Origin of the sequence: Streptomyces sp. ADMS (assembly GCF_033441795.1) — a bacterium.
Lineage (GTDB): Bacteria > Actinomycetota > Actinomycetes > Streptomycetales > Streptomycetaceae > Streptomyces.
Genome location: NZ_JAVFVX010000057.1, coordinates 13177 through 35436, shown reverse-complemented (window position 1 = coordinate 35436; position 22260 = coordinate 13177). Strand labels below are relative to the sequence as shown.

Sequence of the window (22260 nt, the reverse complement as noted above, 5' to 3'; positions counted from 1 at the left end):
CGCCTCTCCCGCTCAAGGAGTCCCCACATGCCCCGCCGCCGGCTCAAGGTCACCGTCGCCCTCGCTACGGCCGCCGCCGCATCCCTCTCCCTGGCCGTCGTTCCCGCGCACTCCGTGCCCGGCGATCCCGTCGACCCCGCGGTCTGGACCGAACTGGCCAGGACACTCGAAGGCACTGCGAAGTACCAGTACACCCCCTTCGCCGTCACGGACGGCTACAAGGCCTCCTGGTGCTCGGCCGACCCGGCCCTTGGCGGGATGGGCTACCACTACGTCAACGAGAAACTCTACGGATCACTCGATCCGGCGAAGCCGGCCGCTCTGCTGTACGAGGACAGGACCAACGAGGACTGGATGGACGAGGTGTCCGACGCGAGCTGGGTCGACGACCTCGACGCTCTCGACGGGGACGCCCCCGCTGTCATCGCCCCGAGCGCCACCGCCGAGTCGCGCAGGCTCATCGCCGCGGAGTGGATCGTGGTGGACAAGGACCAGGATCTGACGACCGACGACGACCGCCCCAGCCTGTTCGGGGTCCCCTTCAACGGGCCGATGCTCGGCCACGAGCCCGGCATGCCGATCCACTACGACCTGCATGCCCGGGTCTGGAAGAAGAACCCCGGCGGCACGTTCGCCCAGTGGAACCCCACGGTGACGTGCCCGGCCCCGTGAACACACACTGGGCCCCGGTCCCACAAGGAGACCGGGGCCCAGCGCAATCCGCGAAACTCGCTGCTCAGCGCACGAAGACGCCCGCCTGGTTCGCCAGATCGAGGAAGTACTGCGGCGCCACACCCAGCACCACGGTGACCGCCACCCCCACCCCGATCGCCGTCATGGTCAGCGGCGACGGCACGGCGACGGTGGGACCGTCGGGCCGGGGCTCGCTGAAGAACATCAGCACGATCACCCGGATGTAGAAGAACGCGGCGATCGCCGACGAGATCACACCGACAACGACCAGCGCCTCCGCACCGCTTTCCGCCGCCGCCTTGAACACGGCGAACTTCCCGGCGAAACCGGAGGTCAGCGGAATACCGGCGAAGGCCAGCAGGAAGATCGCGAACACGGCCGCCACCAGCGGCGAACGGCGTCCCAGCCCCGCCCACTTGGACAGATGGGTCGCCTCGCCGCCGGCATCCCGCACCAGGGTGACCACGGCGAACGCCCCGATCGTCACGAACGAGTACGCGCCCAGGTAGAAGAGGACGGACGAGATCCCGTCCGGTGTCATGGCGATGACACCCGCGAGGATGAACCCGGCGTGCGCGATGGACGAGTACGCCAGCAGTCGCTTGATGTCCGTCTGGGTGATCGCGACGATCGCGCCGCCCAGCATGGTGACGACCGTGACGCCCCACATGACCGGCCGCCAGTCCCAGCTCAGGCCCGGCAGTACGACGTACAGCAGCCGCAGCAGCGCACCGAACGCGGCCACCTTCGTCGCCGCCGCCATGAAGCCCGTCACCGGCGTGGGCGCGCCCTGGTACACGTCGGGCGTCCACATGTGGAACGGCACGGCGCCCACCTTGAAGAGCAGGCCCACGACGATCAACGCGGCGCCGATGAGCAGCAGCACGTCGTTGCCCATGGTGTCGGCGAGCGCCGGGGTGACGTCCGTGATGGTGCCGTCCACGACCTGGGCGATCGTCCCGTACGAGACCGAGCCGGCATAGCCGTACAGCAGGGCGATACCGAACAGGGTGAACGCGGAGGCGAAGGCGCCCAGCAGGAAGTACTTGACCGCGGCCTCCTGCGACATGAGCCGCTTGCGGCGGGCCAGGGCGCACAGCAGGTACAGCGGCAGCGAGAAGACTTCCAGGGCCACGAACAGGGTCAGCAGGTCGTTGGCCGAGGGAAAGATCAGCATGCCGCCGATCGCGAACAGCAGCAGCGGGAACACCTCGGTGGTGGTGAACCCTGCCTTCACCGCGGCCTTTTCACTGTCGCTGCCCGGCACGGACGCGGCCTGCGCCACGAACGAGTCGACGCGGTTGCCGTGGGTCTCGGGGTCGAGACGCCGTTCGGCGAAGGTGAACAGTGCGACCAGGCCCGCGAGCAGGATCGTGCCCTGCAGGAACAGTGCGGGTCCGTCGACGGCGATCGCGCCCATCGCCGCGATGCCGGCCTTGGTGGTGCCGTACCCGCTCGCCGCGAGCCCCACGACCGCGGCGAACGCGGCGGTGAGGGCGACGACGGACACGAACAGCTGTACGTAGTAGCGGGACTTGCGGGGCACGCACGCCTCGACCAGGATCCCGATGATCGCCGCGCCGATGACGATCAGGGTGGGCGACAACTGCCCGTATTCGATCTTCGGCGCCTCGATCTTCGCGATCGGGTCGGCCGCCGTTGTCCACAGGCTGTGGACGGCTGATGCGCTCACTTGGCCGCCTCCACCTCGGGCTGGGGGTCCTTCTGCTGGACGTCGGACATGGTCTGCTCGACCGCCGGGTTGACGATGTCCGTCAAGGGCTTCGGATAGACGCCCAGGAAGATCAACAGCACGATCAACGGCGTCACGACCACGAGTTCACGCACCCTGAGATCCGGCATCCTGGCGATCTCCGCCTTCACCGGGCCCGTCATCGTCCTCTGGTAGAGGACAAGGATGTAGAGCGCGGCGAGGACGATACCGAAGGTGGCGATGATGCCGACCACCGGGTAGCGCGCGTACGTGCCCACCAGGACCAGGAACTCACTCACGAAGGGCGCGAGGCCCGGGAGCGACAGGGTCGCGAGCCCGCCGATCAGGAACGTGCCGGCGAGCACCGGAGCGACCTTCTGGACGCCTCCGTAGTCGGCGATGAGCCGTGAGCCGCGCCGCGAGATCAGGAAGCCGGCCACCAGCATCAACGCGGCCGTCGAGATGCCGTGGTTGACCATGTACAGCGTCGCGCCCGACTGGCCCTGGCTGGTCATCGCGAAGATGCCCAGGACGATGAACCCGAAGTGCGAGATCGACGCGTACGCGACCAGCCGCTTGATGTCCCGCTGCCCGACCGCGAGCAGCGCCCCGTAGATGATGCTGATCAGCGCCAGTACGAGGATGACGGGCGTCGCCCACTTGGACGCCTCCGGGAACAGCTGGAGGCAGAAGCGGAGCATCGCGAAGGTGCCCACCTTGTCGACGACCGCCGTGATCAGGACGGCGACCGGCGCGGTGGCCTCCCCCATGGCGTTGGGCAGCCAGGTGTGCAGCGGCCACAGGGGCGCCTTCACCGCGAAGGCGAAGAAGAAGCCCAGGAACAGCCAGCGCTCGGTGTTCGTCGCCATGTCCAGCGAGCCGTTGGCCCGCGCGGCGGCGATCTCCGTGAGCGAGAAGTTCCCGGCCACCACGTAGAGGCCGATCACGGCCGCCAGCATGATCAGGCCGCCGACGAGGTTGTAGAGGAGGAACTTCACTGCCGCGTACGAGCGTTGGGTGGACGCCGTTTCCTCGCCGTGTTCGTGGGCACGGTCGCCGAAGCCGCCGATGAGGAAGTACATCGGGATGAGCATGGCTTCGAAGAAGATGTAGAAGAGGAAGACGTCGGTGGCCTCGAAGGAGATGATCACCATCGCCTCGACGGCCAGGATCAGCGCGAAGAAGCCCTGGGTGGGCCGCCAGCGCCCCGCGGCGAAGCTGCCAAGAGACGCGTCCCCTGTCTCCAGGGGGTCGGCGTCGTGCCAGCCGGCCAGGATCACGAACGGGATCAGCAGCGCGGTCAGTGCGATGAGCGCGACGGCGATGCCGTCCACGCCCAGTTCGTACCGCACCCCGAAGTCCGCGATCCAGGCACGGGATTCGGTGAGCTGGTAGCGGTCGCCGCCCGGGTCGAAGCGCACCAGGATGATCGCGGCGAGCACCAGCGTGGCGAGCGAGACAAGCAGCGCAAGCCACTTGGCGGCGGTGCGCCGCGCGGCCGGTACGGCCGCCGTGGCGATCGCCCCGAGGGCCGGGAGCACCGCCGTCGCTGTCAGGAGGGGAAAGGACATCGGTATCAGACCGCCCTCATCAGCAGGGTCGCGGCGATGAGGACCGCCGCACCGCCGAACATCGAGACCGCGTACGAGCGCGCGTAGCCGTTCTGCAACTTGCGGAGCCGTCCGGAGAGGCCGCCCATGGAGGCCGCCGTACCGTTGACGACCCCGTCGACCAGGGTGTGGTCGACGTACACCAGGGAGCGCGTGAGGTGCTCTCCGCCACGTACGAGGACGACGTGGTTGAAGTCGTCCTGGAGGAGGTCGCGCCGGGCGGCCCGGGTGAGCAGCGACCCGCGCGGGGCGACGACCGGGACCGGACGGCGCCCGTACTGGACGTACGCGGTGCCGGCGCCGATGACGAGCACGACCATGGTGGACAGCGTGACCGTGAGGGCGCTGACCGGCGGGTGTCCGTGCGCGTGCTCGGTGACTGGCTCCAGCCAGTGCAGGAAGCGGTCGCCGATTCCGAAGATCCCGCCCGCGAAGACCGACCCGAAGGCGAGCACGATCATGGGGATCGTCATCGACCTCGGGGACTCGTGCGGGTGCGGCTCGTTGCCGTTCTCGTCGGGCTGCCAGCGCTTCTCGCCGAAGAACGTCATCAGCATCACGCGCGTCATGTAGTACGCCGTGATGGCCGCGCCAAGCAGGGCGACGCCGCCGAGGATCCAGCCCTCGGTGCCGCCCTTGGCGAACGCCGCCTCGATGATCTTGTCCTTGGAGAAGAAGCCGGACAGACCCGGGAAGCCGATGATGGCGAGGTAACCGAGGCCGAAGGTCACGAAGGTGACGGGCATGTACGTGCGAAGGCCGCCGTACTTGCGCATGTCGACCTCGTCGTTCATGCCGTGCATGACCGAGCCGGCGCCGAGGAACAGTCCGGCCTTGAAGAAGCCGTGGGTCACCAGGTGCATGATCGCGAAAACGTAGCCGATGGGCCCGAGGCCGGCCGCGAGGATCATGTAGCCGATCTGCGACATGGTCGACCCGGCCAGCGCCTTCTTGATGTCGTCCTTCGCGCAACCGACGATCGCACCGAAGAGGAGCGTGACGGCGCCGACCACGGTGACCACCAACTGGGCGTCGGGCGCCGCGTTGAAGATCGCCCCGGAGCGGACGATCAGGTACACGCCCGCCGTCACCATCGTCGCCGCGTGGATGAGGGCCGAGACCGGGGTGGGGCCCTCCATCGCGTCCCCGAGCCAGGACTGCAGCGGCACCTGGGCGGACTTGCCACAGGCCGCGAGCAGCAGCATCAGGGCGATGGCGGTGAGCTTGCCCTCGCTCGTCTCACCGGTGGCTTCGAGGACCGGCCCGAAGGCGAAGGTCCCGAAGGTGGTGAACATCAGCATGATGGCGATCGACAGGCCCATGTCGCCGACACGGTTGACCAGGAAGGCCTTCTTCGCGGCGGTCGCGGCACTGGGCTTGTGCTGCCAGAAGCCGATCAGGAGGTACGAGGCAAGGCCGACGCCCTCCCAGCCGACGTACAGCAGCAGGTAGTTGTCGGCGAGAACGAGCAGCAGCATCGCCGCGAGGAACAGGTTGAGATAACCGAAGAAGCGGCGGCGGCGCTCGTCGTGCTCCATGTACCCGATCGAGTACACGTGGATCAGCGAGCCGACGCCGGAGATCAGCAGGACGAACGTCATCGACAACTGGTCGAGCTGGAAGGCGACGTCGGCCTGGAAGCCCTCCACGGGGATCCAGCTGAACAGGTGCTGCATCAGGGCACGGTGCTCGGCGTCCTTGCCCAGCATGTCGGCGAAGAGGACCACGCCGATCACGAAGGAGCAGGCGGCGAGGGCCGTGCCGATCCAGTGGCCGACGGCGTCCAGCCGCCGGCCCCCGCACAGCAGTACCACCGCTCCGAGCAGAGGCGCCGCCACCAGCAGCGCAATCAGATTCTCCACGATTCAGCGACCCCTTACAGCTTCATCAGGCTGGCGTCGTCGACCGAGGCCGAGTGGCGGGAACGGAACAGCGACACGATGATCGCGAGCCCGACGACGACCTCCGCGGCGGCGACGACCATCGTGAAGAAGGCGATGACCTGGCCGTCGAGATTGCCGTGCATCCGGGAGAAGGTGACGAACGCGAGGTTGCAGGCGTTGAGCATCAGCTCGACGCACATGAAGACCACGATGGCGTTGCGCCTGATCAGGACGCCGGTGGCGCCGATCGTGAACAACAGGGCGGCGAGATAGAGGTAGTTGACCGGGTTCACTTCGACACCTCCCCACTGTTCGAGCCATTGCCCGGACCGTTGTTGGTGCGCTCCAGGCGGTCCTCGGCGCGCTGTTCCAGGGCCTTGACGCCGCCGATGGCCTCGGCGGACACATCACGGACCTGGCCGCGCTGACGCAGCGTCTGCATGACCGAGAGCTCGGCCGGGGTGCCGTCGGGCAGCAGGCCCGCGACGTCCACCGCGTTGTGGCGGGCGTACACGCCGGGAGCGGGCAGCGGCGGCAGGTGCTTGCCGTCCCGTACGCGCTGTTCGGCCATCTCGCGCTGGGTCTTGGCCCGCTCGGTGCGCTCTCGGTGGGTGAGCACCATGGCGCCGACGGCGGCCGTGATCAGCAGGGCGCCGGTGACCTCGAAGGCGAACACGTACTTCGTGAAGATGAGGGCGGCGAGGCCCTCCACGTTGCCGTTCGCGTTGGCCTGGCCGAGGCCGGCGAACTCCTTCAGGGAGGCGTTTCCGACGCCTGCGGTCAGGAGGATGCCGAAGCCGAGACCGCACACCAGGGCCAGCCAGCGCTGGCCCTTGATGGTCTCCTTGAGGGAGTCCGCGGCGGTGACACCGACGAGCATGACCACGAAGAGGAACAGCATCATGATGGCGCCGGTGTAGACGATGATCTGGACGACGCCCAGGAAGTAGGCACCGTTGGCCAGATAGAACACCGCCAGGATGATCATGGTTCCGGCGAGACAGAGCGCGCTGTGCACAGCCCTCTTCATGAAGACGGTGCACAGGGCTCCGGCCACGGCGACGGTACCGAGCACCCAGAACTGGACAGCCTCACCCGTGGACGTGGAGTAGGCGGCGAGTTGCGCGCTCACGCTCCCACCCCCTTTTCCTCGGCCGCACCCGAAGGGTCCGCCATCGGATACGGCTCGCCCTTGGAGACGGCGACTTGGCGCACCGTGCCGGGCGCGGCCTCGGTGACCAGCCCCCGGTAGTAGTCCTGTTCCTCGGTGCCCGGGAAGATCGAGTGGGGCGAGTCGACCATGCCCTCGTCGAGTCCGGCGAGCAGCTGTTCCTTGGTGTAGATGAGGTTGGCGCGGCTGCTGTCGGCCAGCTCGAACTCGTTTGTCATCGTCAACGCGCGCGTGGGGCACGCCTCGATGCACAGGCCGCACAGGATGCAGCGGGCGTAGTTGATCTGGTAAACGGCGCCGTACCGCTCGCCCGGCGAGTAGCGCTCCTCGTCGGTGTTGTCGGCACCCTCCACATAGATGGCGTCCGCGGGGCAGGCCCAGGCGCACAGTTCGCAGCCGACGCACTTCTCCAGGCCGTCCGGATGGCGGTTGAGCTGGTGCCGTCCGTGGAACCGGGGAGCGGTGGTCTTCTGCTGTTCGGGGTACTGCTCGGTCAGCCGCTTCTTGAACATGGCCTTGAAGGTCACGCCGAAGCCGGCCACGGGGTTCTGGAAGCCAGGCTTCGTCTGCCCGGTCTCCTTTGGCTCCTCAGCCATCGGACGCCTCCTTTCCATCCAGGGATCCGTCACTGGCGCCGGGGGTCCGGGGGTGTCCCCCGGGACCAGCACTGCCCGGCCCGCCACTGACAATCAACTCGCGCTCACGGCGCGGGCGCCTGCGCGGCACCGCCGGCGCCTCCTGTCCCGGCAGTGGCGGTACGGGGAATCCGCCCGCCATCGGGTCGAAGGCGACGGGTTCGGCGGTGGTCGACTGCGCTGCCCTGCCCCGGTCGCGGAAGATGTCGACCACGAAGGAGAGCAGGAGCAGGGCGAGGACACCGCCGCCGATGTAGAGGGCGATGTCGGCGAAGTCGTAGTTCTCGTTGCGCAGGGTCCGTACGGTCGCGACGAGCATCAGCCAGGCCAGCGAGACCGGGATGAGGACCTTCCAGCCGAGCTTCATCAGCTGGTCGTAGCGGACGCGAGGGAGGGTGCCGCGCAGCCAGATGAAGAAGAACAGCAGCAGCTGCACCTTCACCACGAACCAGAGCATCGGCCACCAGCCGTGGTTGGCGCCCTCCCAGAAGGTGCTGATGGGCCAGGGGGCCCGCCAGCCGCCCAGGAAGAGCGTCACCGACACGGCCGAGACGGTCACCATGTTGACGTACTCGGCGAGCATGAACAGCGCGAACTTGATGGACGAGTACTCGGTGTTGAAGCCGCCGACCAGGTCGCCCTCGGACTCCGGCATGTCGAAGGGGGCGCGGTTGGTCTCGCCGACCATCGTCACGACGTAGATGATGAAGGAGACCGGAAGCAGGACGACGAACCAGCGGTCGTGCTGCTGCTCGACGATGGTCGAGGTCGACATCGACCCGGAGTAGAGGAACACCGAGGCGAAGGCGGCGCCCATGGCGATCTCGTACGAGATCATCTGCGCGCAGGCCCGCAGACCGCCCAGCAGCGGGTAGGTGGATCCGGAACTCCAGCCCGCGAGCACCATCCCGTAGATGCCGACCGAGGCGACCGCGAGGATGTAGAGCAGCGCGATCGGCAGGTCGGTGAGCTGCATCGTCGTACGGTGACCGAAGATCGAGATTTCGTTGCCGGCCGGCCCGAAGGGGATCACCGCGATGGCCATGAAGGCCGGGATGGCCGCGATGACCGGCGCGAGGACGTAGACCACCTTGTCCGCGCGCTTGACGATCAGGTCTTCCTTGAGCATCAGTTTCACGCCGTCGGCGAGCGACTGGAGCATGCCCCAGGGTCCGTGCCGGTTGGGGCCGACGCGCAGCTGCATCCAGGCGACTACCTTGCGCTCCCACACGATGGAGAACAGCACGGTGATCATCAGGAAGGCGAAGCAGAAGACCGCCTTGACGACGACCAGCCACCACGGGTCGGTGCCGAACATGGAAAGGTCTTCAGCGGCGAGGTACGGGCTCATGCCTCCACCTCCTTGGGGGCCTCGGGGGCGAGGGTCGCCGGGCCGATGCGGACGAGTGCGCCGGGCAGCGCCCCGGTGTCGGAGGCGACGCCGCCTCCGGTGGAGTTCAGCGGCAGCCAGACCACGCGGTCGGGCATCTCGGTGACCCTGAGCGGGAGTTCGACCGTCCCGGTGCTGCCGGTCACGGCGAGCAGATCGCCTTCCTTGACACCGGCTTCGGCGGCCGTGGCGGACGACACGCGCGCGTGTGCGGCGTGCCGCGTCCCGGCGAGCGCGTCGTCGCCCTCCTGAAGACGCCCCTGGTCGAGCAGCAGCCGGTGACCGGCGAGGACCGCCTCTCCGGCGGCCGGACGCGGCAACTGGGCACCGATCTCCAGGGGGTTGCCGGCCCGCGCGCCGTCCCAGGAGCCGAGCCGGTCCAGTTCCTGCCGCGCGGTCCGCAGATCCGGCAGCCCCAGGTGTACGTCCATGGCGTCGGCCAGCATCTGGAGCACTCGGGCGTCGGACGGCGCCAGGCGCCGGGTCATCTGGTCGGGCTTGAGCGCGGCCTCGAAGAGGCGGGCCCGGCCCTCCCAGTTGAGGAAGGTGCCCGCCTTCTCGGCGACCGCGGCGACCGGGAGTACGACATCGGCGTGCTCGGTGACCTCGCTGGGCCGCAGTTCCAGCGACACCAGGAAGCCCACTTCGTGAAGGGCTTCACGCGCGCGTGCCGGATCGGGCAGGTCGGCGACCTCCACTCCGGCGACCACCAGGGCCTGCAACTCGCCCCCGGCGGCGGCCTCGACGATCTGGCCGGTGTCGCGGCCGAAGCGGTGCGGAAGCTCGGTCACGCCCCAGGCGACGGCGACCTCGTCCCGCGCGCGCGGGTCGGTCGCCGGACGCCCGCCCGGCAGCAGCGACGGCAGCGCGCCCGCCTCGACGGCACCGCGCTCCCCGGCCCGGCGCGGGATCCACACCAGCTGGGCGCCCGTCGTGGAAGCGGCCCGTACGGCGGCGGTGAGCCCGCCCGCCACAGCGGCCAGCCGCTCCCCTACGACGATCACCGCGCCCTCGGTGCGCAGCGCCTCGGCGGCCTTCGCCCCGCTCTCCTCCAGCCCGAACCCGCTCCCGAGCGCGTCCAGCCACTCGGTCTCGGTGCCGGGGGCGGCGGGCAGCAGCGTGCCGCCGGCCTTCTCCAGGCCGCGTGTCGCGTGTGTGGCGAGCGAGAAGACCTTCTGTCCGTGTCCCCGCCAGGCCTTGCGCAGCCTCAGGAAGACGCCGGGCGCCTCCTCCTCGGACTCGAACCCGACCAGCAGGACCGCGGGCGCCTTCTCCAGAGAGCTGTACGTGACACCCGTACCGTCGAGGTCGCGGCCGCGTCCGCCGACCCTGGCGGCCAGGAAGTCGGCCTCCTCGGCGCTGTGCACACGCGCGCGGAAGTCGATGTCGTTGGTGTCGAGGGCCACGCGCGCGAACTTGCTGTACGCGTAGGCGTCCTCGACGGTGAGCCGGCCGCCGGTGAGAACGCCCGTACGACTGCGGGCCGCGAGGAGTCCCTGCGCCGCCGCTTCCAGTGCCTCGGGCCAGGAGGCGGGCTCCAGGACACCGTCGGCGTTGCGCACCAGGGGCGTCTGGAGCCGGTCGGGCTTCTGCGCGTACCGGAAGCCGAAGCGTCCCTTGTCGCAGATCCACTCCTCGTTTACCTCGGCGTCGGGTGCGGCCAGGCGCCGCATGACCTTGCCGCGCCGGTGGTCGGTGCGGGTGGCGCAGCCGCCGGAGCAGTGCTCGCACACCGAGTGCGAGGAGACGAGGTCGAAGGGGCGGGAGCGGAAGCGATACGCCGCCGAGGTCAGCGCGCCGACCGGGCAGATCTGGATCGTGTTCCCGGAGAAGTACGACTCGAAGGGGTCGCCCTGACCGGTGCCGACCTGCTGGAGCGCGCCGCGCTCGATCAGCTCGATCATCGGGTCGCCCGCGATCTGGTTGGAGAAGCGGGTGCAGCGGGCGCACAGCACGCACCGCTCGCGGTCGAGCAGCACCTGCGTGGAGATCGGAACGGGCTTCTCGTAGGTCCGCTTCTTGCCGTCGAAGCGGGACTCCGCCTGGCCGTGCGACATGGCCTGGTTCTGCAGGGGGCACTCGCCGCCCTTGTCGCAGACCGGGCAGTCGAGCGGGTGGTTGATGAGCAGCAGCTCCATCACACCGTGCTGGGCCTTTTCGGCCACGGGCGAGGTGAGGTGAGTCTTGACGACCATCCCGTCCGTACAGGTGATCGTGCAGGACGCCATGGGCTTGCGCTGGCCCTCGACCTCGACGATGCACTGGCGGCAGGCGCCGACGGGGTCGAGGAGCGGGTGGTCGCAGAAGCGCGGGATCTCGATGCCGAGCTGCTCGGCGGCGCGGATCACCAGGGTGCCCTTGGGCACGCTGATGTCGATGCCGTCGATCTTCAGCGAGACGAGATCTTCCGGCGGGACCGCCGCCTCGCCCCCTCCGGAGGGAGCGCTCGTGGTCACCGTCATGCGTTCACCTCCGTGCGGTCGGCCCAGGCCGTGGACTTGGCCGGGTCGAAGGGGCAGCCCCGGCCCGTGATGTGGTCCTCGTACTCCTCACGGAAGTACTTGAGGGAGGAGAAGATCGGCGAGGCGGCGCCGTCGCCGAGGGCGCAGAAGGACTTGCCGTTGATGTTGTCGGCGATGTCGTTCAGCTTGTCGAGGTCGGACATGACGCCCTTGCCGGCCTCGATGTCGCGCAGCAACTGCACGAGCCAGTACGTCCCTTCACGGCAGGGCGTGCACTTGCCGCAGGACTCGTGGGCGTAGAACTCGGTCCAGCGGGTGACCGCCCGGACGACACAGGTGGTCTCGTCGAAGCACTGGAGTGCTTTTGTGCCGAGCATGGAACCCGCGGCGCCCACTCCTTCGTAGTCAAGAGGGACGTCGAGGTGCTCGTCGGTGAACATCGGTGTCGAGGAACCGCCCGGTGTCCAGAACTTCAGCCGGTGGCCGGCGCGCATCCCGCCGCTCATGCCGAGGAGTTGGCGGAGCGTGATGCCGAGCGGTGCCTCGTACTGGCCCGGACTGGTGACATGGCCGCTGAGCGAGTAGAGCGTGAAGCCCGGGGACTTCTCGCTGCCCATAGACCGGAACCATTCTTTGCCCTTTTGCAGAATCGCGGGAACCGACGCGATCGACTCGACGTTGTTTACAACAGTTGGGCAGGCATAGAGCCCTGCCACGGCAGGAAAGGGGGGACGGAGCCGCGGTTGACCCCGGCGGCCTTCGAGCGAGTCGAGCAGTGCGGTCTCTTCACCACAGATGTACGCGCCCGCGCCCGCGTGCACGGTGAGTTCGAGGTCGAGTCCGCTGCCGAGCACGTCCTTGCCGAGGTAGCCCGCCGCGTAGGCCTCACGTACGGCCTCGTGCAAGCGCCGCAGCACTGGCACGACTTCACCGCGCAGATAGATGAAGGCATGCGAAGACCTGATGGCATAACACGCGATCACAATGCCCTCGATGAGGCTGTGCGGGTTCGCGAAGAGGAGCGGGATGTCCTTACAGGTTCCCGGCTCCGATTCGTCGGCGTTGACAACTAGATAGTGTGGTTTTCCATCACCCTGAGGAATGAACTGCCATTTCATTCCCGTAGGGAATCCCGCACCGCCGCGGCCACGCAGACCGGACTCCTTGACGTACGCGATGAGGTCGTCCGGTGTCATCGCGAGAGCCTTGCGGAGTCCCTCGTACCCTTCGTGCCTCCGGTAGACGTCCAGACTCCAGGACCTGTCCTCGTCCCAGAAGGCCGACAGCACGGGTGCGAGCAGCTTCTCGGGGCTGGTCTCGTTGATCTCGGGTGCCAATGTCATCACTCCCCCTCCTCGGTGACTGGCCCCGCCGAGTGGGAGGGGTCGGACGCCGCCGTGTCCTGCGGCGCGTCGTGCGAACTGAGGTGCTCGGTGGGCGACGGGTCGTGCGGCGGCGCGGCCTTGGGGGCGGAGCCCCTGGGGTGCACCACACGCCCGGGGTTCTCGCCCTTGGCCAGCCGGAGCCCGATCAGCGAGGCGGGACCTGAGCTGCCGCTCGCCTCGACAGCCCCGTCCCGGGTGTCGGGGAAGCCCGCCAGGATGCGGGCGGTGTCCTTGAACGTGCACAGGGGGGCACCGCGCGTGGGTTCGACCTGCACGCCGGCGCGCAGGTCGTCGACGAGGCGCTTGGCGCTGGCCGGGGTCTGGTTGTCGAAGAACTCCCAGTTGACCATCACGACGGGTGCGAAGTCGCAGGCCGCGTTGCACTCGATGTGCTCCAGGGTGACCTTGCCGTCCTCGGTGGTACCGCCGTTGGCGACGCCGAGGTGTTCCTGGAGGGTCTCGAAGATGGCGTCGCCGCCCAGCACCGCGCACAGGGTGTTGGTGCAGACGCCGACCTGGTAGTCGCCGGAGGGGCCCCGGCGGTACATGGAGTAGAAGGTGGCGACCGCGGTGACCTCGGCCGTGGTCAGGCCCAGCATGTCCGCGCAGAACCGCATCCCGGTGCGCGTGACATGGCCCTCCTCCGACTGCACGAGATGCAGCAACGGCAGAAGGGCGGACCTGGAGTCCGGGTAGCGGGCGATGACCTCGCGGGAGTCCGCTTCGAGCCGGGCTCGAACGTCGTCCGGGTAAGCGGGCGCGGGCAGTTGGGGCATGCCCAGGCTGACGCCCTCGGGGGTGGTGGTCACCGGTCGACGCCTCCCATCACGGGGTCGATGGACGCGACGGCGACGATGACGTCGGCGACCTGGCCGCCCTCGCACATCGCCGCCATGGCCTGCAGGTTGGTGAAGGACGGGTCACGGAAGTGGACCCGGAAGGGACGGGTGCCTCCGTCGGAGACGACGTGCACCCCGAGTTCGCCCTTGGGTGACTCGACGGCCGCGTACGCCTGTCCCGGCGGGACGCGGAAGCCCTCGGTCACCAGCTTGAAGTGGTGGATCAGGGCCTCCATGGAAGTGCCCATGATCTTCTTGATGTGGTCCAGGGAGTTGCCCAGACCGTCCGGTCCCAGGGCGAGCTGGGCGGGCCACGCGATCTTCTTGTCGGTGACCATGACCGGGCCGGGCTGGAGCCGGTCCAGGCACTGCTCGACGATCCTGAGCGACTGGCGCATTTCCTCCAGGCGGATCAGGAAGCGGCCGTAGGAGTCGCAGGAGTCGGCGGTGGGGACGTCGAAGTCGAACGTCTCGTAGCCGCAGTACGGCTGGCTCTTGCGCAGGTCGTGCGGGAGGCCGGTGGAGCGCAGGACCGGGCCGGTGGCGCCGAGAGCCATACAGCCGGCCAGGTCGAGGTAGCCGATGTCCTGCATACGGGCCTTGAAGATGGGGTTCCCGGTGGCGAGCTTGTCGTACTCGGGAAGGTTCTTCTTCATCTTCTTCACGAACTCGCGGATGTGGTCCACCGCGCCGGGCGGCAGGTCCTGGGCGAGTCCGCCGGGGCGGATGTACGCGTGGTTCATCCGCAGGCCCGTGATGAGCTCGTAGATGTCGAGAATCATTTCACGATCACGGAATCCGTAGATCATGATCGTGGTGGCGCCGAGTTCCATACCGCCGGTGGCGATGCACACGAGGTGCGAGGACAGCCGGTTGAGCTCCATCAGGAGCACACGGATGAGGGTGGCGCGGTCGGGAATCTGGTCGTCGATGCCGAGGAGTTTCTCGACGGCGAGACAGTAGGCGGTCTCGTTGAAGAAGGACGTCAGATAGTCCATGCGCGTGACGAAGGTCGTGCCCTGCGTCCACGTGCGGAACTCGAGGTTCTTCTCGATGCCGGTGTGCAGATAGCCGATGCCGCAGCGGGCCTCGGTGACCGTCTCGCCGTCGATCTCCAGGATGAGGCGGAGCACGCCGTGCGTGGAGGGGTGCTGCGGGCCCATGTTGACGACGATGCGCTCGTCGTCGGCACGGGCCGCGGACTGGACGACCTCGTCCCAGTCGCCACCGGTGACCGTGTAGACGGTGCCCTCGGTGGTCTCGCGCGGATTTGCGTGCTGCGTGCTCATGAGTACGACCTCCGCTGGTCCGGAGCCGGGATCTGGGCGCCCTTGTACTCGACGGGGATGCCGCCGAGGGGGTAGTCCTTGCGCTGCGGGTGGCCCTGCCAGTCGTCCGGCATCATGATCCGCGTCAGGGCCGGGTGACCGTCGAAGACGATCCCGAAGAAGTCGTACGTCTCGCGTTCGTGCCAGTCGTTCGTCGGATAGACGGAGACCAGGGACGGGACGTGCGGGTCGCTGTCCGGGGCGCTGACTTCGAGGCGGATCAGCCGGTTGTGGGTGATCGAGCGCAGGTGGTAGACGGCGTGCAGCTCACGGCCCTTGTCGTGCGGGTAGTGCACTCCGCTCACGCCCGTGCAGAGTTCGAAGCGCAGGGCCGGGTCGTCGCGCAGGGTCTGGGCGACGCTGAGCAGGTACGCGCGTTCGACGTGGAACGTCAGCTCGTCGCGGTCGACGACCGTCTTCTCGATCACGTTCTCGGGGACCAGCCCCTGTTCCTCCAGGGCGCCTTCGAGTTCGTCGGCGACCTCGTCGAACCAGCCCCCGTACGGCCTCGCCGAGGCTCCGGGGAGCCGGATCGAGCGGACCAGGCCGCCGTATCCGGAGGTGTCGCCGCCGTTGTTGGCGCCGAACATTCCGCGCTGGACGCGGACCTCCTCGCCACCGTCGCCGCGCTGGCCGGGGAGGTTGGAGGCGGCGAGGTCCTTCTCGGGATTGACCCCTTCGGCCGGCCTGTCCGCCCCGGTGCTGTTCGCGTCGCTCATCGCAGCAGCCCCTTCATCTCGATCGTGGGGAGTGCCTTGAGCGCGGCCTCCTCCGCCTCGCGGGCGGCTTCCTCGGCGTTCACACCGAGCTTGGAGGTCTGGATCTTCTGGTGGAGCTTGAGAATCGCGTCCAACAGCATTTCGGGCCGTGGCGGGCAGCCGGGCAGATAGATGTCGACCGGGACGATGTGGTCGACGCCCTGCACGATGGCGTAGTTGTTGAACATGCCGCCCGAGGAGGCACAGACCCCCATGGAGATCACCCACTTGGGGTTGGGCATCTGGTCGTAGACCTGCCGCAGAACCGGCGCCATCTTCTGGCTGACCCGGCCGGCCACGATCATCAGGTCCGCCTGGCGGGGTGAACCGCGGAAGACCTCCATGCCGAAGCGCGCGAGGTCGTAGCGGCCGGCGCCGGTGGTCATCATCTCGATGGCGCAGCAGGCGAGTCCGAACGTGGCGGGGAAGACGGACGCCTTGCGCACCCAGCCCGCGGCCTGCTCGACGGTGGTCAGCAGGAATCCGCTCGGCAGTTTTTCTTCGAGTCCCATGTCTTAGAGGCCCCTCAGTCCCATTCCAGGCCGCCGCGCCGCCATACGTACGCGTACGCCACGAAGACGGTGAGCACGAAGAGCAACATCTCCACGAGCCCGAAAACACCCAGGGCGTCGAAGGTGACGGCCCAGGGGTAGAGGAAGACGATCTCGATGTCGAAGACGATGAAGAGCATCGCCGTCAGGTAGTACTTGATGGGGAATCGCCCACCGCCGGCCGGCGTGGGTGTCGGCTCGATCCCGCATTCATAGGCTTCGAGTTTGGCCCGGTTGTAACGCTTCGGGCCAATGATCGAAGCCATGATCACGGAGAAGATCGCAAAGCCTGCCCCGAGGGCTCCCAGTACGAGGATGGGCGCATAGGCGTTCACCGCTCCTCGCTCCTCTCAGTCGGCACTGACTGCTGGCGATTGCATGGGCCGGCGCTTCCCGCCGCGTCCGCCCGCGAACCCCGCCCGTCTCGACGAAGATCGCGAACATGTGAAGCAGGTCACAAGCCCAACTGCCCCGCATCCTATGCCCGCCGGTCTGTGATCTGCGACACGGGGTATTGCCGAACCTTTGTGATCTCCACCACCTGACGAACGATCATGAAGTCGGATGAGCGGTGATCTTCACACTCGAAGCGTCCACGCGATCACCAGAGGTGACATTGCCTCCAGTCGCCGCAGGTCACGAGCGTCATCTCCATATCAAGAGACTTCTTCTGCATGCAAATTGGCGATGGACAGGACCGCTCGGCAGTCAAGCGCGTTCACACACCGATGGGGCGTGAGTGGCGAATGTGGACGGCCGTACGTGCGTGCACGCGTTCACTAGCGGTCGCGGTCGACGATCTCCGCGCGGGACGCACCCCGTGCGGTGACCGTTCCGTGACCTGTGCCACATCCGTGAAGACCTGTGAAGATCCGGGGTTGGCCACGGACCGCAACCGATGGTAGGCAGCGGGCAATTCGGGCGTACCGATGAAAGCGCATGATCACAGGCATGATCAGCTGTGTCCGCAATGCCCGTTACGGCGTCAATAAAGAGTGACAGTCCGGGAATTTGGGGGCCCGATTGAACAACTGTGGCGCACCACACGTTTCTTGAAGGTATGGAGGAGTCGCTGGTACCGCTAGTACCCATGTCCCACACCGCTACCGCTCACATACGAAGCCACCGGAAGCCCCGGCGTGCCGGCAACTCGTCGCTGGCCATGCGCGCCGGAGTCGCCGGTGGCGTTCTCAGCACCCTGGCAGTGGCGGGTGCGTCCAGCGCGGCGAACGCCGCCGAACCCGTGACGCAGACACTCGAACTGTCCACCCTCACGGCCGACCTGGCCACTCAGATCGCCGAGTCCGCGGACGCCACTCAGCAGGCCGCCGCGAACTACGCGCTCCAGGCCGAGCGTGACGCCGCAGCCGCCAAGGCGGCCCAGGAGGCCAGGAAGGACCTCGCGGAGGCGAAGCAGAAGGCGGAGGCCAAGAAGAAGGCCGAGGCTGCTCGCAAGGCCGCTGCGGAGGCCGCCGTCTCCCGCTCCACCGAGCGCGCGACGCTGGCCGTCTCCGACTCCGCATCCAGCTCGGAGACGTCGCAGGTCACCGCTCCTGCCAGCGGCAGCGTCGCGACCGTCATCGCCTTCCTCAACGCGCAGGTGGGCGACGCCTACGTCCTGGGCGCCACGGGCCCCAACGCGTGGGACTGCTCTTCCCTGGTCCAGGCCGCTTTCAAGCAGGTCGGCGTGGATCTCCCCCGGGTCTCGCAGGACCAGTCGACGGTCGGCACGGAGGTCTCGCTCTCCAACCTGGAGGTCGGGGACATCCTGTACTGGGGTGCGAAGGGTTCGGCCTACCACACTGGGGTGTACGTCGGGAACGGCCAGTACCTCGACGCGGCCAACCCGTCCAAGGGTGTTGTCGTGCAGGACCTGTCCGGGTACCCGGCGTCGGGTGCGGTACGCGTTCTCTGAGCGGATCGTTGAGGACTCGTGCGTGAGGGTCGCTGCCACTGGTGGGCAGCGGCCCTTCTCCGCCCCCTCCGGGGGGCGCTGTGTGAGGCTGAGGCCCCAGTACTTCCTCAGTACTTCACCCAGCAGAAGGAGAGACAGCGATGCCTCGTGTCTTCGTACAGGGCAGGCCCGTCGACTCGTATCCGCGGCTCACACCCGAGGCACTGCGTGGAGCCGTGCGGCGGATCACCGAAGTGGGCGAAGAGGTCCTGCACAGGCCGTGCCGGGACGTGACCGAGTTCGGGCCCGAACTCGCCGCGCTCATCTCCGACATGTTCCTGACGATGCATGTCGCTGACGGCGCGGGGCTCGCGGCCAACCAGGTCGGCGTCGGTCTGCGGCTGTTCGTGTACGACTGTCCGGACGACGACGGTGTCCGGCATGTCGGGCATGTCGTCAACCCGGTGCTGGAGCCGCTCGACGCAGGCGACCGGCGCCTCCTCGACGAGGGCGAGGGGTGCCTGTCCGTGCCGGGGGCGGTGATGGACGCACCCCGCCCGGATCGGGCCGTCGTGCGTGGGCTGGATCAGGACGGGAACCCTCTGGTGATCGAGGGGACGGGGTACTTCGCCCGGTGTCTGGCGCACGAGACCGACCATGTGAACGGGCACGTGTATCTGGACCGGCTCACCGCACGGGAGCGGAAGGACGCACTGCGGCAGGTGGCGGACCGTCGCGAGGCGGTGTTCGCGCGACGGGCCGCCAGACAGGAGGCCCTCAGCTCCTGATCACGTACCTCCTGACAAGCTCGGCCTGATCACGCCTTCGGGGCCACCTTGCTCAGGCCGTTGATGATCCGGTCCATCGCGTCGCCGCCCGTCGGGTCGGTCAGGTTGGCCAGCATCTTCAGGGTGAACTTCATCAACAAGGGGTGGGTCAGACCGCGTTCGGCCGCGATCTTCATGACCTTCGGGTTGCCGATGAGCTTCACGAAGGCGCGGCCCAGCGTGTAGTAGCCGCCGTAGGTGTCCTTGAGCACGCGCGGGTAGCGCTGGAGCGCGATCTCCCGCTGGGCCGGGGTGGCCCTCGCGTGGGCCTGGACGATGACGTCGGCGGCGATCTGGCCGGACTCCATGGCGTAGGCGATGCCCTCGCCGTTGAACGGGTTCACCAGGCCGCCGGCGTCGCCGACGAGCAGCAGGCCCTTCGTGTAGTGGGGCTGGCGGTTGAAGGCCATGGGGAGGGCGGCGCCGCGGATCGGGCCGGTCATGTTGTCGGGGGTGTAGCCCCACTCCTCCGGCATCGACGCGCACCAGGCCTTCAGCACCTCACGCCAGTCCAGTTCCTTGAAGGAGTCCGAGGTGTTGAGCACTCCGAGGCCGACGTTCGACGTGCCGTCGCCCATGCCGAAGATCCAGCCGTAGCCGGGGAGCAGGCGGTCCTCGGCTCCTCGCCGGTCCCAGAGTTCCAGCCATGACTCCAGGTAGTCGTCCTCGTGGCGCGGCGAGGTGAAGTACGTCCGGACCGCGACGCCCATCGGACGGTCCTCACGGCGGTGCAGGCCCATCGCCAGGGACAGGCGGGTGGAGTTGCCGTCGGCCGCGACCACCAGCGGGGCCTGGAAGGTGACTTCGCGCTTGTCCTCACCGAGTTTCGCGTGCACGCCCGTGATGCGGCCGGTGCGGTCGTCGGTGATCGGGGCGCCGACGTTGCAGCGCTCGTACAGGCGCGCGCCCGCCTTCTGGGCCTGGCGGGCGAGTTGCTCGTCGAAGTCGTCGCGCTTGCGGACGAGGCCGTAGTCCGGGAAGGAGGCGAGTTCCGGCCAGTCGAGCTGGAGGCGGACGCCGCCGCCGATGATGCGGAGGCCCTTGTTCCGCAGCCAGCCGGCCTCCTCGGAGATGTCGATGCCCATCGCGACGAGCTGCTTGGTAGCCCGGGGGGTCAGGCCGTCACCGCAGACCTTTTCGCGCGGGAAGCTGGTCTTCTCCAGCAGCAGCACGTCGAGTCCGGCCTTCGCCAGGTAGTAGGCGGTGGTGGAACCGGCTGGCCCGGCCCCGACGACGATGACATCGGCGGTGTTTTCGGAGAGGGGCTCGGTCACGGCGGGTTCTCCCCAGGACTTGTGAATCTGCGTGCCGACCGGCACTGGACATGGGCAGTCTATTCAGCAGTACTGATCACCCGGCTGAAGGGCTGCCCCGTGAACCGACCGCTCCCCGAAGTACGCCTGCGTGTTCCCACCGACGAGGACGCCTTCGCCTGGCACCGGGTCTTCGACGACCCCGATGTCATGGAGTTCCACGGGGGCAGGTCGGCGGAACTTTCCGTCTACGAGGAACTCACCGCCCGCCAGCGTCGGCACGACGCCGAGTACGGGTTCTGCCTGTGGACCATGCTCGACGAGTCGGACCAGGTCATCGGCTTCACGGGCGCCCAGCCATGGCCGCAGGACTGGGGACCCAAGGGGGAGATCGAGATCGGCTGGCGGCTCGGGCGGGCCCACTGGGGCCAGGGGTACGCCACCGCGGCGGCCGGGTTGACGCTGGACCGGGTGCGTTCGGCGGGAGTGCCCAGTGTGGTCGCGATGGTCCTCGCCCGGAACGAGCGGTCCATCGCGGTCACCCGGCGACTGGGCATGCGGCTCGCCGAGGTCTTCACGACGCCGGCTGCGGAACAGGTGGGGCACTGCTATCGGCTTGATCTGTGACCGGGATACGTTACGGAAAGTGACCGTCTGGCGCAAAAAGCACTCAGCGCTTCCGGGCGGTACGCGGCCGGGGTTACTCCGCCGGTACCGCTGGGGGTGACGTCAGTGCACACAACACGCAACACACCCGAAGTACGCGTATCGGAGCCCGTCGGCCTGATGGCCGTGGACGCGCGCGAGAGGGCCGGGGCACACGGGGTGCTGCTCGCCGCGCCCGACCGGCCCGAATTCCCTCTCGCCGTCGTCGACTACGTCGTGCCGCAGTATGCGCCGCCCGGTGTCGCGACACCGGGCGGTGCCGTCGTCACCGTGTGGTTCGACTTCGGGGAGGGGAAGGCGGCGGGGGCGCTGGGGTGCGTGAACCTCGGGTGCCGAAGCCACCCAGGGGTGGGCCGGAGCGCGAACTCGACCGGCCCGGGGACACGTTCGAGGCGATCAGGTCACCGGCCGGCGCAGGACAGTGACGGTCAGGGCTGCTTGAAGCCGCGGTGGAGGGCGACGACGCCGCCCGTCAGGTTGCGCCAGGCCGGCTTCGACCAGCCCGCGTCGCGCAGCAGCTCGGCCAGGGCCGGCTGGTCGGGCCAGGCGCGGATGGACTCGGCGAGGTAGACGTACGCGTCCGGGTTCGAGGAGACCGCGCGCGCGACCGGGGGCAGGGCGCGCATCAGGTACTCCGTGTACACCGTGCGGAAGGGCGCCCAGGTCGGGTGCGAGAACTCGCAGATCACGACCCGTCCACCGGGGCGCGTGACCCGGTACAGCTCGCGCAGCGCCGCGCCGGTGTCCTGGACGTTGCGCAGCCCGAAGGAGATCGTCACCGCGTCGAAGGTGTCGTCCTTGAAGGGCAGCCTGGTGGCGTCGCCCGCCGTGAAGGGCAGCCAGGGGTGGTTCCGCTTGCCGACCCTGAGCATCCCGAGGGAGAAGTCGCAGGGGACGACGTACGCGCCCGTGCGGGCGAAGGGGAGGGAGGACGTTGCCGTACCGGCGGCCAGGTCGAGGACCTTCTGCGCCGGGCGGGCGTCGACCGCCTTCGCGACCTCCTTGCGCCACACGCGGTCCTGTCCGAGCGACAGCACGTCGTTCGTGAGGTCGTACCGTTCCGCCACGTCGTCGAACATCGAGGCGACTTCGTGCGGCTGCTTGTTCAGGGATGCGCGGGTCACGTGCCCATTGTGGCAGTAAGTACCTCACGGCCTCCCGGCGGCACGGGCGCGGGCCGGGCGTACCAGAAGCGCCCGGC

Annotated in this window: 20 protein-coding genes and 1 pseudogene; 5 read left to right on the top strand and 16 right to left on the bottom strand. The window is 68.3% G+C overall.

Annotation, left to right across the window (positions count from 1 at the left end; genetic code table 11):
* Nucleotides 1-27 precede the first annotated feature (27 nt).
* The gene (locus RB628_RS23975) at nt 28-672 is read left to right on the top strand and encodes a hypothetical protein (protein ID WP_318322578.1); all 645 of its coding nucleotides are present in this window, start codon (nt 28-30) and stop codon (nt 670-672) included.
* Nucleotides 673-736: 64 nt separating this feature from the next.
* Here the strand turns inward: RB628_RS23975 and nuoN are convergent, their stop codons facing one another.
* From nuoN to RB628_RS23905, 14 genes are read right to left on the bottom strand one after another with little or no spacing between them, the layout of a single operon-like run.
* Nucleotides 737-2386, bottom strand: coding sequence for an NADH-quinone oxidoreductase subunit NuoN (gene nuoN, locus RB628_RS23970; protein WP_318322577.1), 1650 nt, complete (start codon nt 2384-2386; stop codon nt 737-739).
* Nucleotides 2383-3978 carry an NADH-quinone oxidoreductase subunit M gene (locus tag RB628_RS23965; protein WP_318322576.1) on the bottom strand — a complete coding sequence of 532 codons (1596 nt, stop codon included), beginning with the start codon at nt 3976-3978 and terminating at the stop codon, nt 2383-2385. Before RB628_RS23965 ends, nuoN begins: the two co-directional genes overlap by 4 nt.
* Nucleotides 3979-3983: 5 nt before the next feature.
* Nucleotides 3984-5879, bottom strand: a complete 1896-nt coding sequence (gene nuoL, locus RB628_RS23960; protein WP_318322575.1) for an NADH-quinone oxidoreductase subunit L — start codon at nt 5877-5879, stop codon at nt 3984-3986.
* A gap of 14 nt (nt 5880-5893) precedes the next feature.
* Entirely contained in the window at nt 5894-6193 is a 300-nt protein-coding gene (nuoK, locus tag RB628_RS23955) for an NADH-quinone oxidoreductase subunit NuoK (RefSeq protein ID WP_006382214.1), read from the bottom strand.
* Nucleotides 6190-7032 carry an NADH-quinone oxidoreductase subunit J gene (locus tag RB628_RS23950; RefSeq protein ID WP_318322574.1) on the bottom strand — a complete coding sequence of 281 codons (843 nt, stop codon included), beginning with the start codon at nt 7030-7032 and terminating at the stop codon, nt 6190-6192. The genes nuoK and RB628_RS23950 overlap by 4 nt, the downstream gene beginning before the upstream one ends.
* Entirely contained in the window at nt 7029-7667 is a 639-nt protein-coding gene (gene nuoI, locus RB628_RS23945; RefSeq protein ID WP_318322573.1) for an NADH-quinone oxidoreductase subunit NuoI, read from the bottom strand. Before nuoI ends, RB628_RS23950 begins: the two co-directional genes overlap by 4 nt.
* Nucleotides 7660-9057 carry an NADH-quinone oxidoreductase subunit NuoH gene (gene nuoH, locus RB628_RS23940; protein ID WP_318322572.1) on the bottom strand — a complete coding sequence of 466 codons (1398 nt, stop codon included), beginning with the start codon at nt 9055-9057 and terminating at the stop codon, nt 7660-7662. Before nuoH ends, nuoI begins: the two co-directional genes overlap by 8 nt.
* On the bottom strand, nt 9054-11558 hold the full coding sequence (locus tag RB628_RS23935; protein WP_318322571.1) for an NADH-quinone oxidoreductase subunit G: 2505 nt from the start codon (nt 11556-11558) through the stop codon (nt 9054-9056). Before RB628_RS23935 ends, nuoH begins: the two co-directional genes overlap by 4 nt.
* The gene (gene nuoF, locus RB628_RS23930; protein ID WP_318322570.1) at nt 11555-12904 is read right to left on the bottom strand and encodes an NADH-quinone oxidoreductase subunit NuoF; all 1350 of its coding nucleotides are present in this window, start codon (nt 12902-12904) and stop codon (nt 11555-11557) included. The genes RB628_RS23935 and nuoF overlap by 4 nt, the downstream gene beginning before the upstream one ends.
* Entirely contained in the window at nt 12901-13719 is an 819-nt protein-coding gene (gene nuoE, locus RB628_RS23925) for an NADH-quinone oxidoreductase subunit NuoE (RefSeq protein WP_318322592.1), read from the bottom strand. Before nuoE ends, nuoF begins: the two co-directional genes overlap by 4 nt.
* Before the next feature lie 29 nt (nt 13720-13748).
* Entirely contained in the window at nt 13749-15071 is a 1323-nt protein-coding gene (locus tag RB628_RS23920; protein WP_318322569.1) for an NADH-quinone oxidoreductase subunit D, read from the bottom strand.
* Entirely contained in the window at nt 15068-15829 is a 762-nt protein-coding gene (locus tag RB628_RS23915) for an NADH-quinone oxidoreductase subunit C (protein WP_318322568.1), read from the bottom strand. The genes RB628_RS23920 and RB628_RS23915 overlap by 4 nt, the downstream gene beginning before the upstream one ends.
* Nucleotides 15826-16380 (bottom strand): NuoB/complex I 20 kDa subunit family protein, encoded by a 555-nt coding sequence (locus tag RB628_RS23910; protein WP_056552623.1) that lies wholly within the window; start codon nt 16378-16380, stop codon nt 15826-15828. The genes RB628_RS23915 and RB628_RS23910 overlap by 4 nt, the downstream gene beginning before the upstream one ends.
* Nucleotides 16381-16394: 14 nt before the next feature.
* A complete protein-coding gene (locus RB628_RS23905; protein ID WP_189151771.1) occupies nt 16395-16754 on the bottom strand; it encodes an NADH-quinone oxidoreductase subunit A in 360 nt (119 codons plus the stop codon).
* Between the two features lie 725 nt (nt 16755-17479).
* Between RB628_RS23905 and RB628_RS23900 the strand changes: the two genes are divergently transcribed.
* Entirely contained in the window at nt 17480-18334 is an 855-nt protein-coding gene (locus RB628_RS23900; RefSeq protein WP_318322567.1) for a C40 family peptidase, read from the top strand.
* Between the two features lie 140 nt (nt 18335-18474).
* Entirely contained in the window at nt 18475-19101 is a 627-nt protein-coding gene (gene def / locus RB628_RS23895) for a peptide deformylase (RefSeq protein ID WP_318322566.1), read from the top strand.
* A 29-nt stretch (nt 19102-19130) separates the two neighbouring features.
* On the opposite strand, the gene RB628_RS23890 is transcribed toward def, so the two are convergent.
* Nucleotides 19131-20414, bottom strand: coding sequence for a geranylgeranyl reductase family protein (locus RB628_RS23890; protein WP_318322565.1), 1284 nt, complete (start codon nt 20412-20414; stop codon nt 19131-19133).
* Between the two features lie 99 nt (nt 20415-20513).
* Between RB628_RS23890 and RB628_RS23885 the strand changes: the two genes are divergently transcribed.
* Both RB628_RS23885 and RB628_RS23880 read left to right on the top strand, forming a co-directional pair.
* Complete coding sequence (locus tag RB628_RS23885) at nt 20514-21020, top strand: GNAT family N-acetyltransferase (RefSeq protein WP_318322564.1); 507 nt, start codon at nt 20514-20516, stop codon at nt 21018-21020.
* Between the two features lie 159 nt (nt 21021-21179).
* Nucleotides 21180-21484, top strand: a pseudogene (locus RB628_RS23880) (serine/threonine kinase).
* Nucleotides 21485-21487: 3 nt separating this feature from the next.
* Here RB628_RS23880 and RB628_RS23875 read toward each other — a convergent pair.
* On the bottom strand, nt 21488-22183 hold the full coding sequence (locus RB628_RS23875) for a demethylmenaquinone methyltransferase (protein ID WP_318322563.1): 696 nt from the start codon (nt 22181-22183) through the stop codon (nt 21488-21490).
* Nucleotides 22184-22260: the final 77 nt, after the last annotated feature.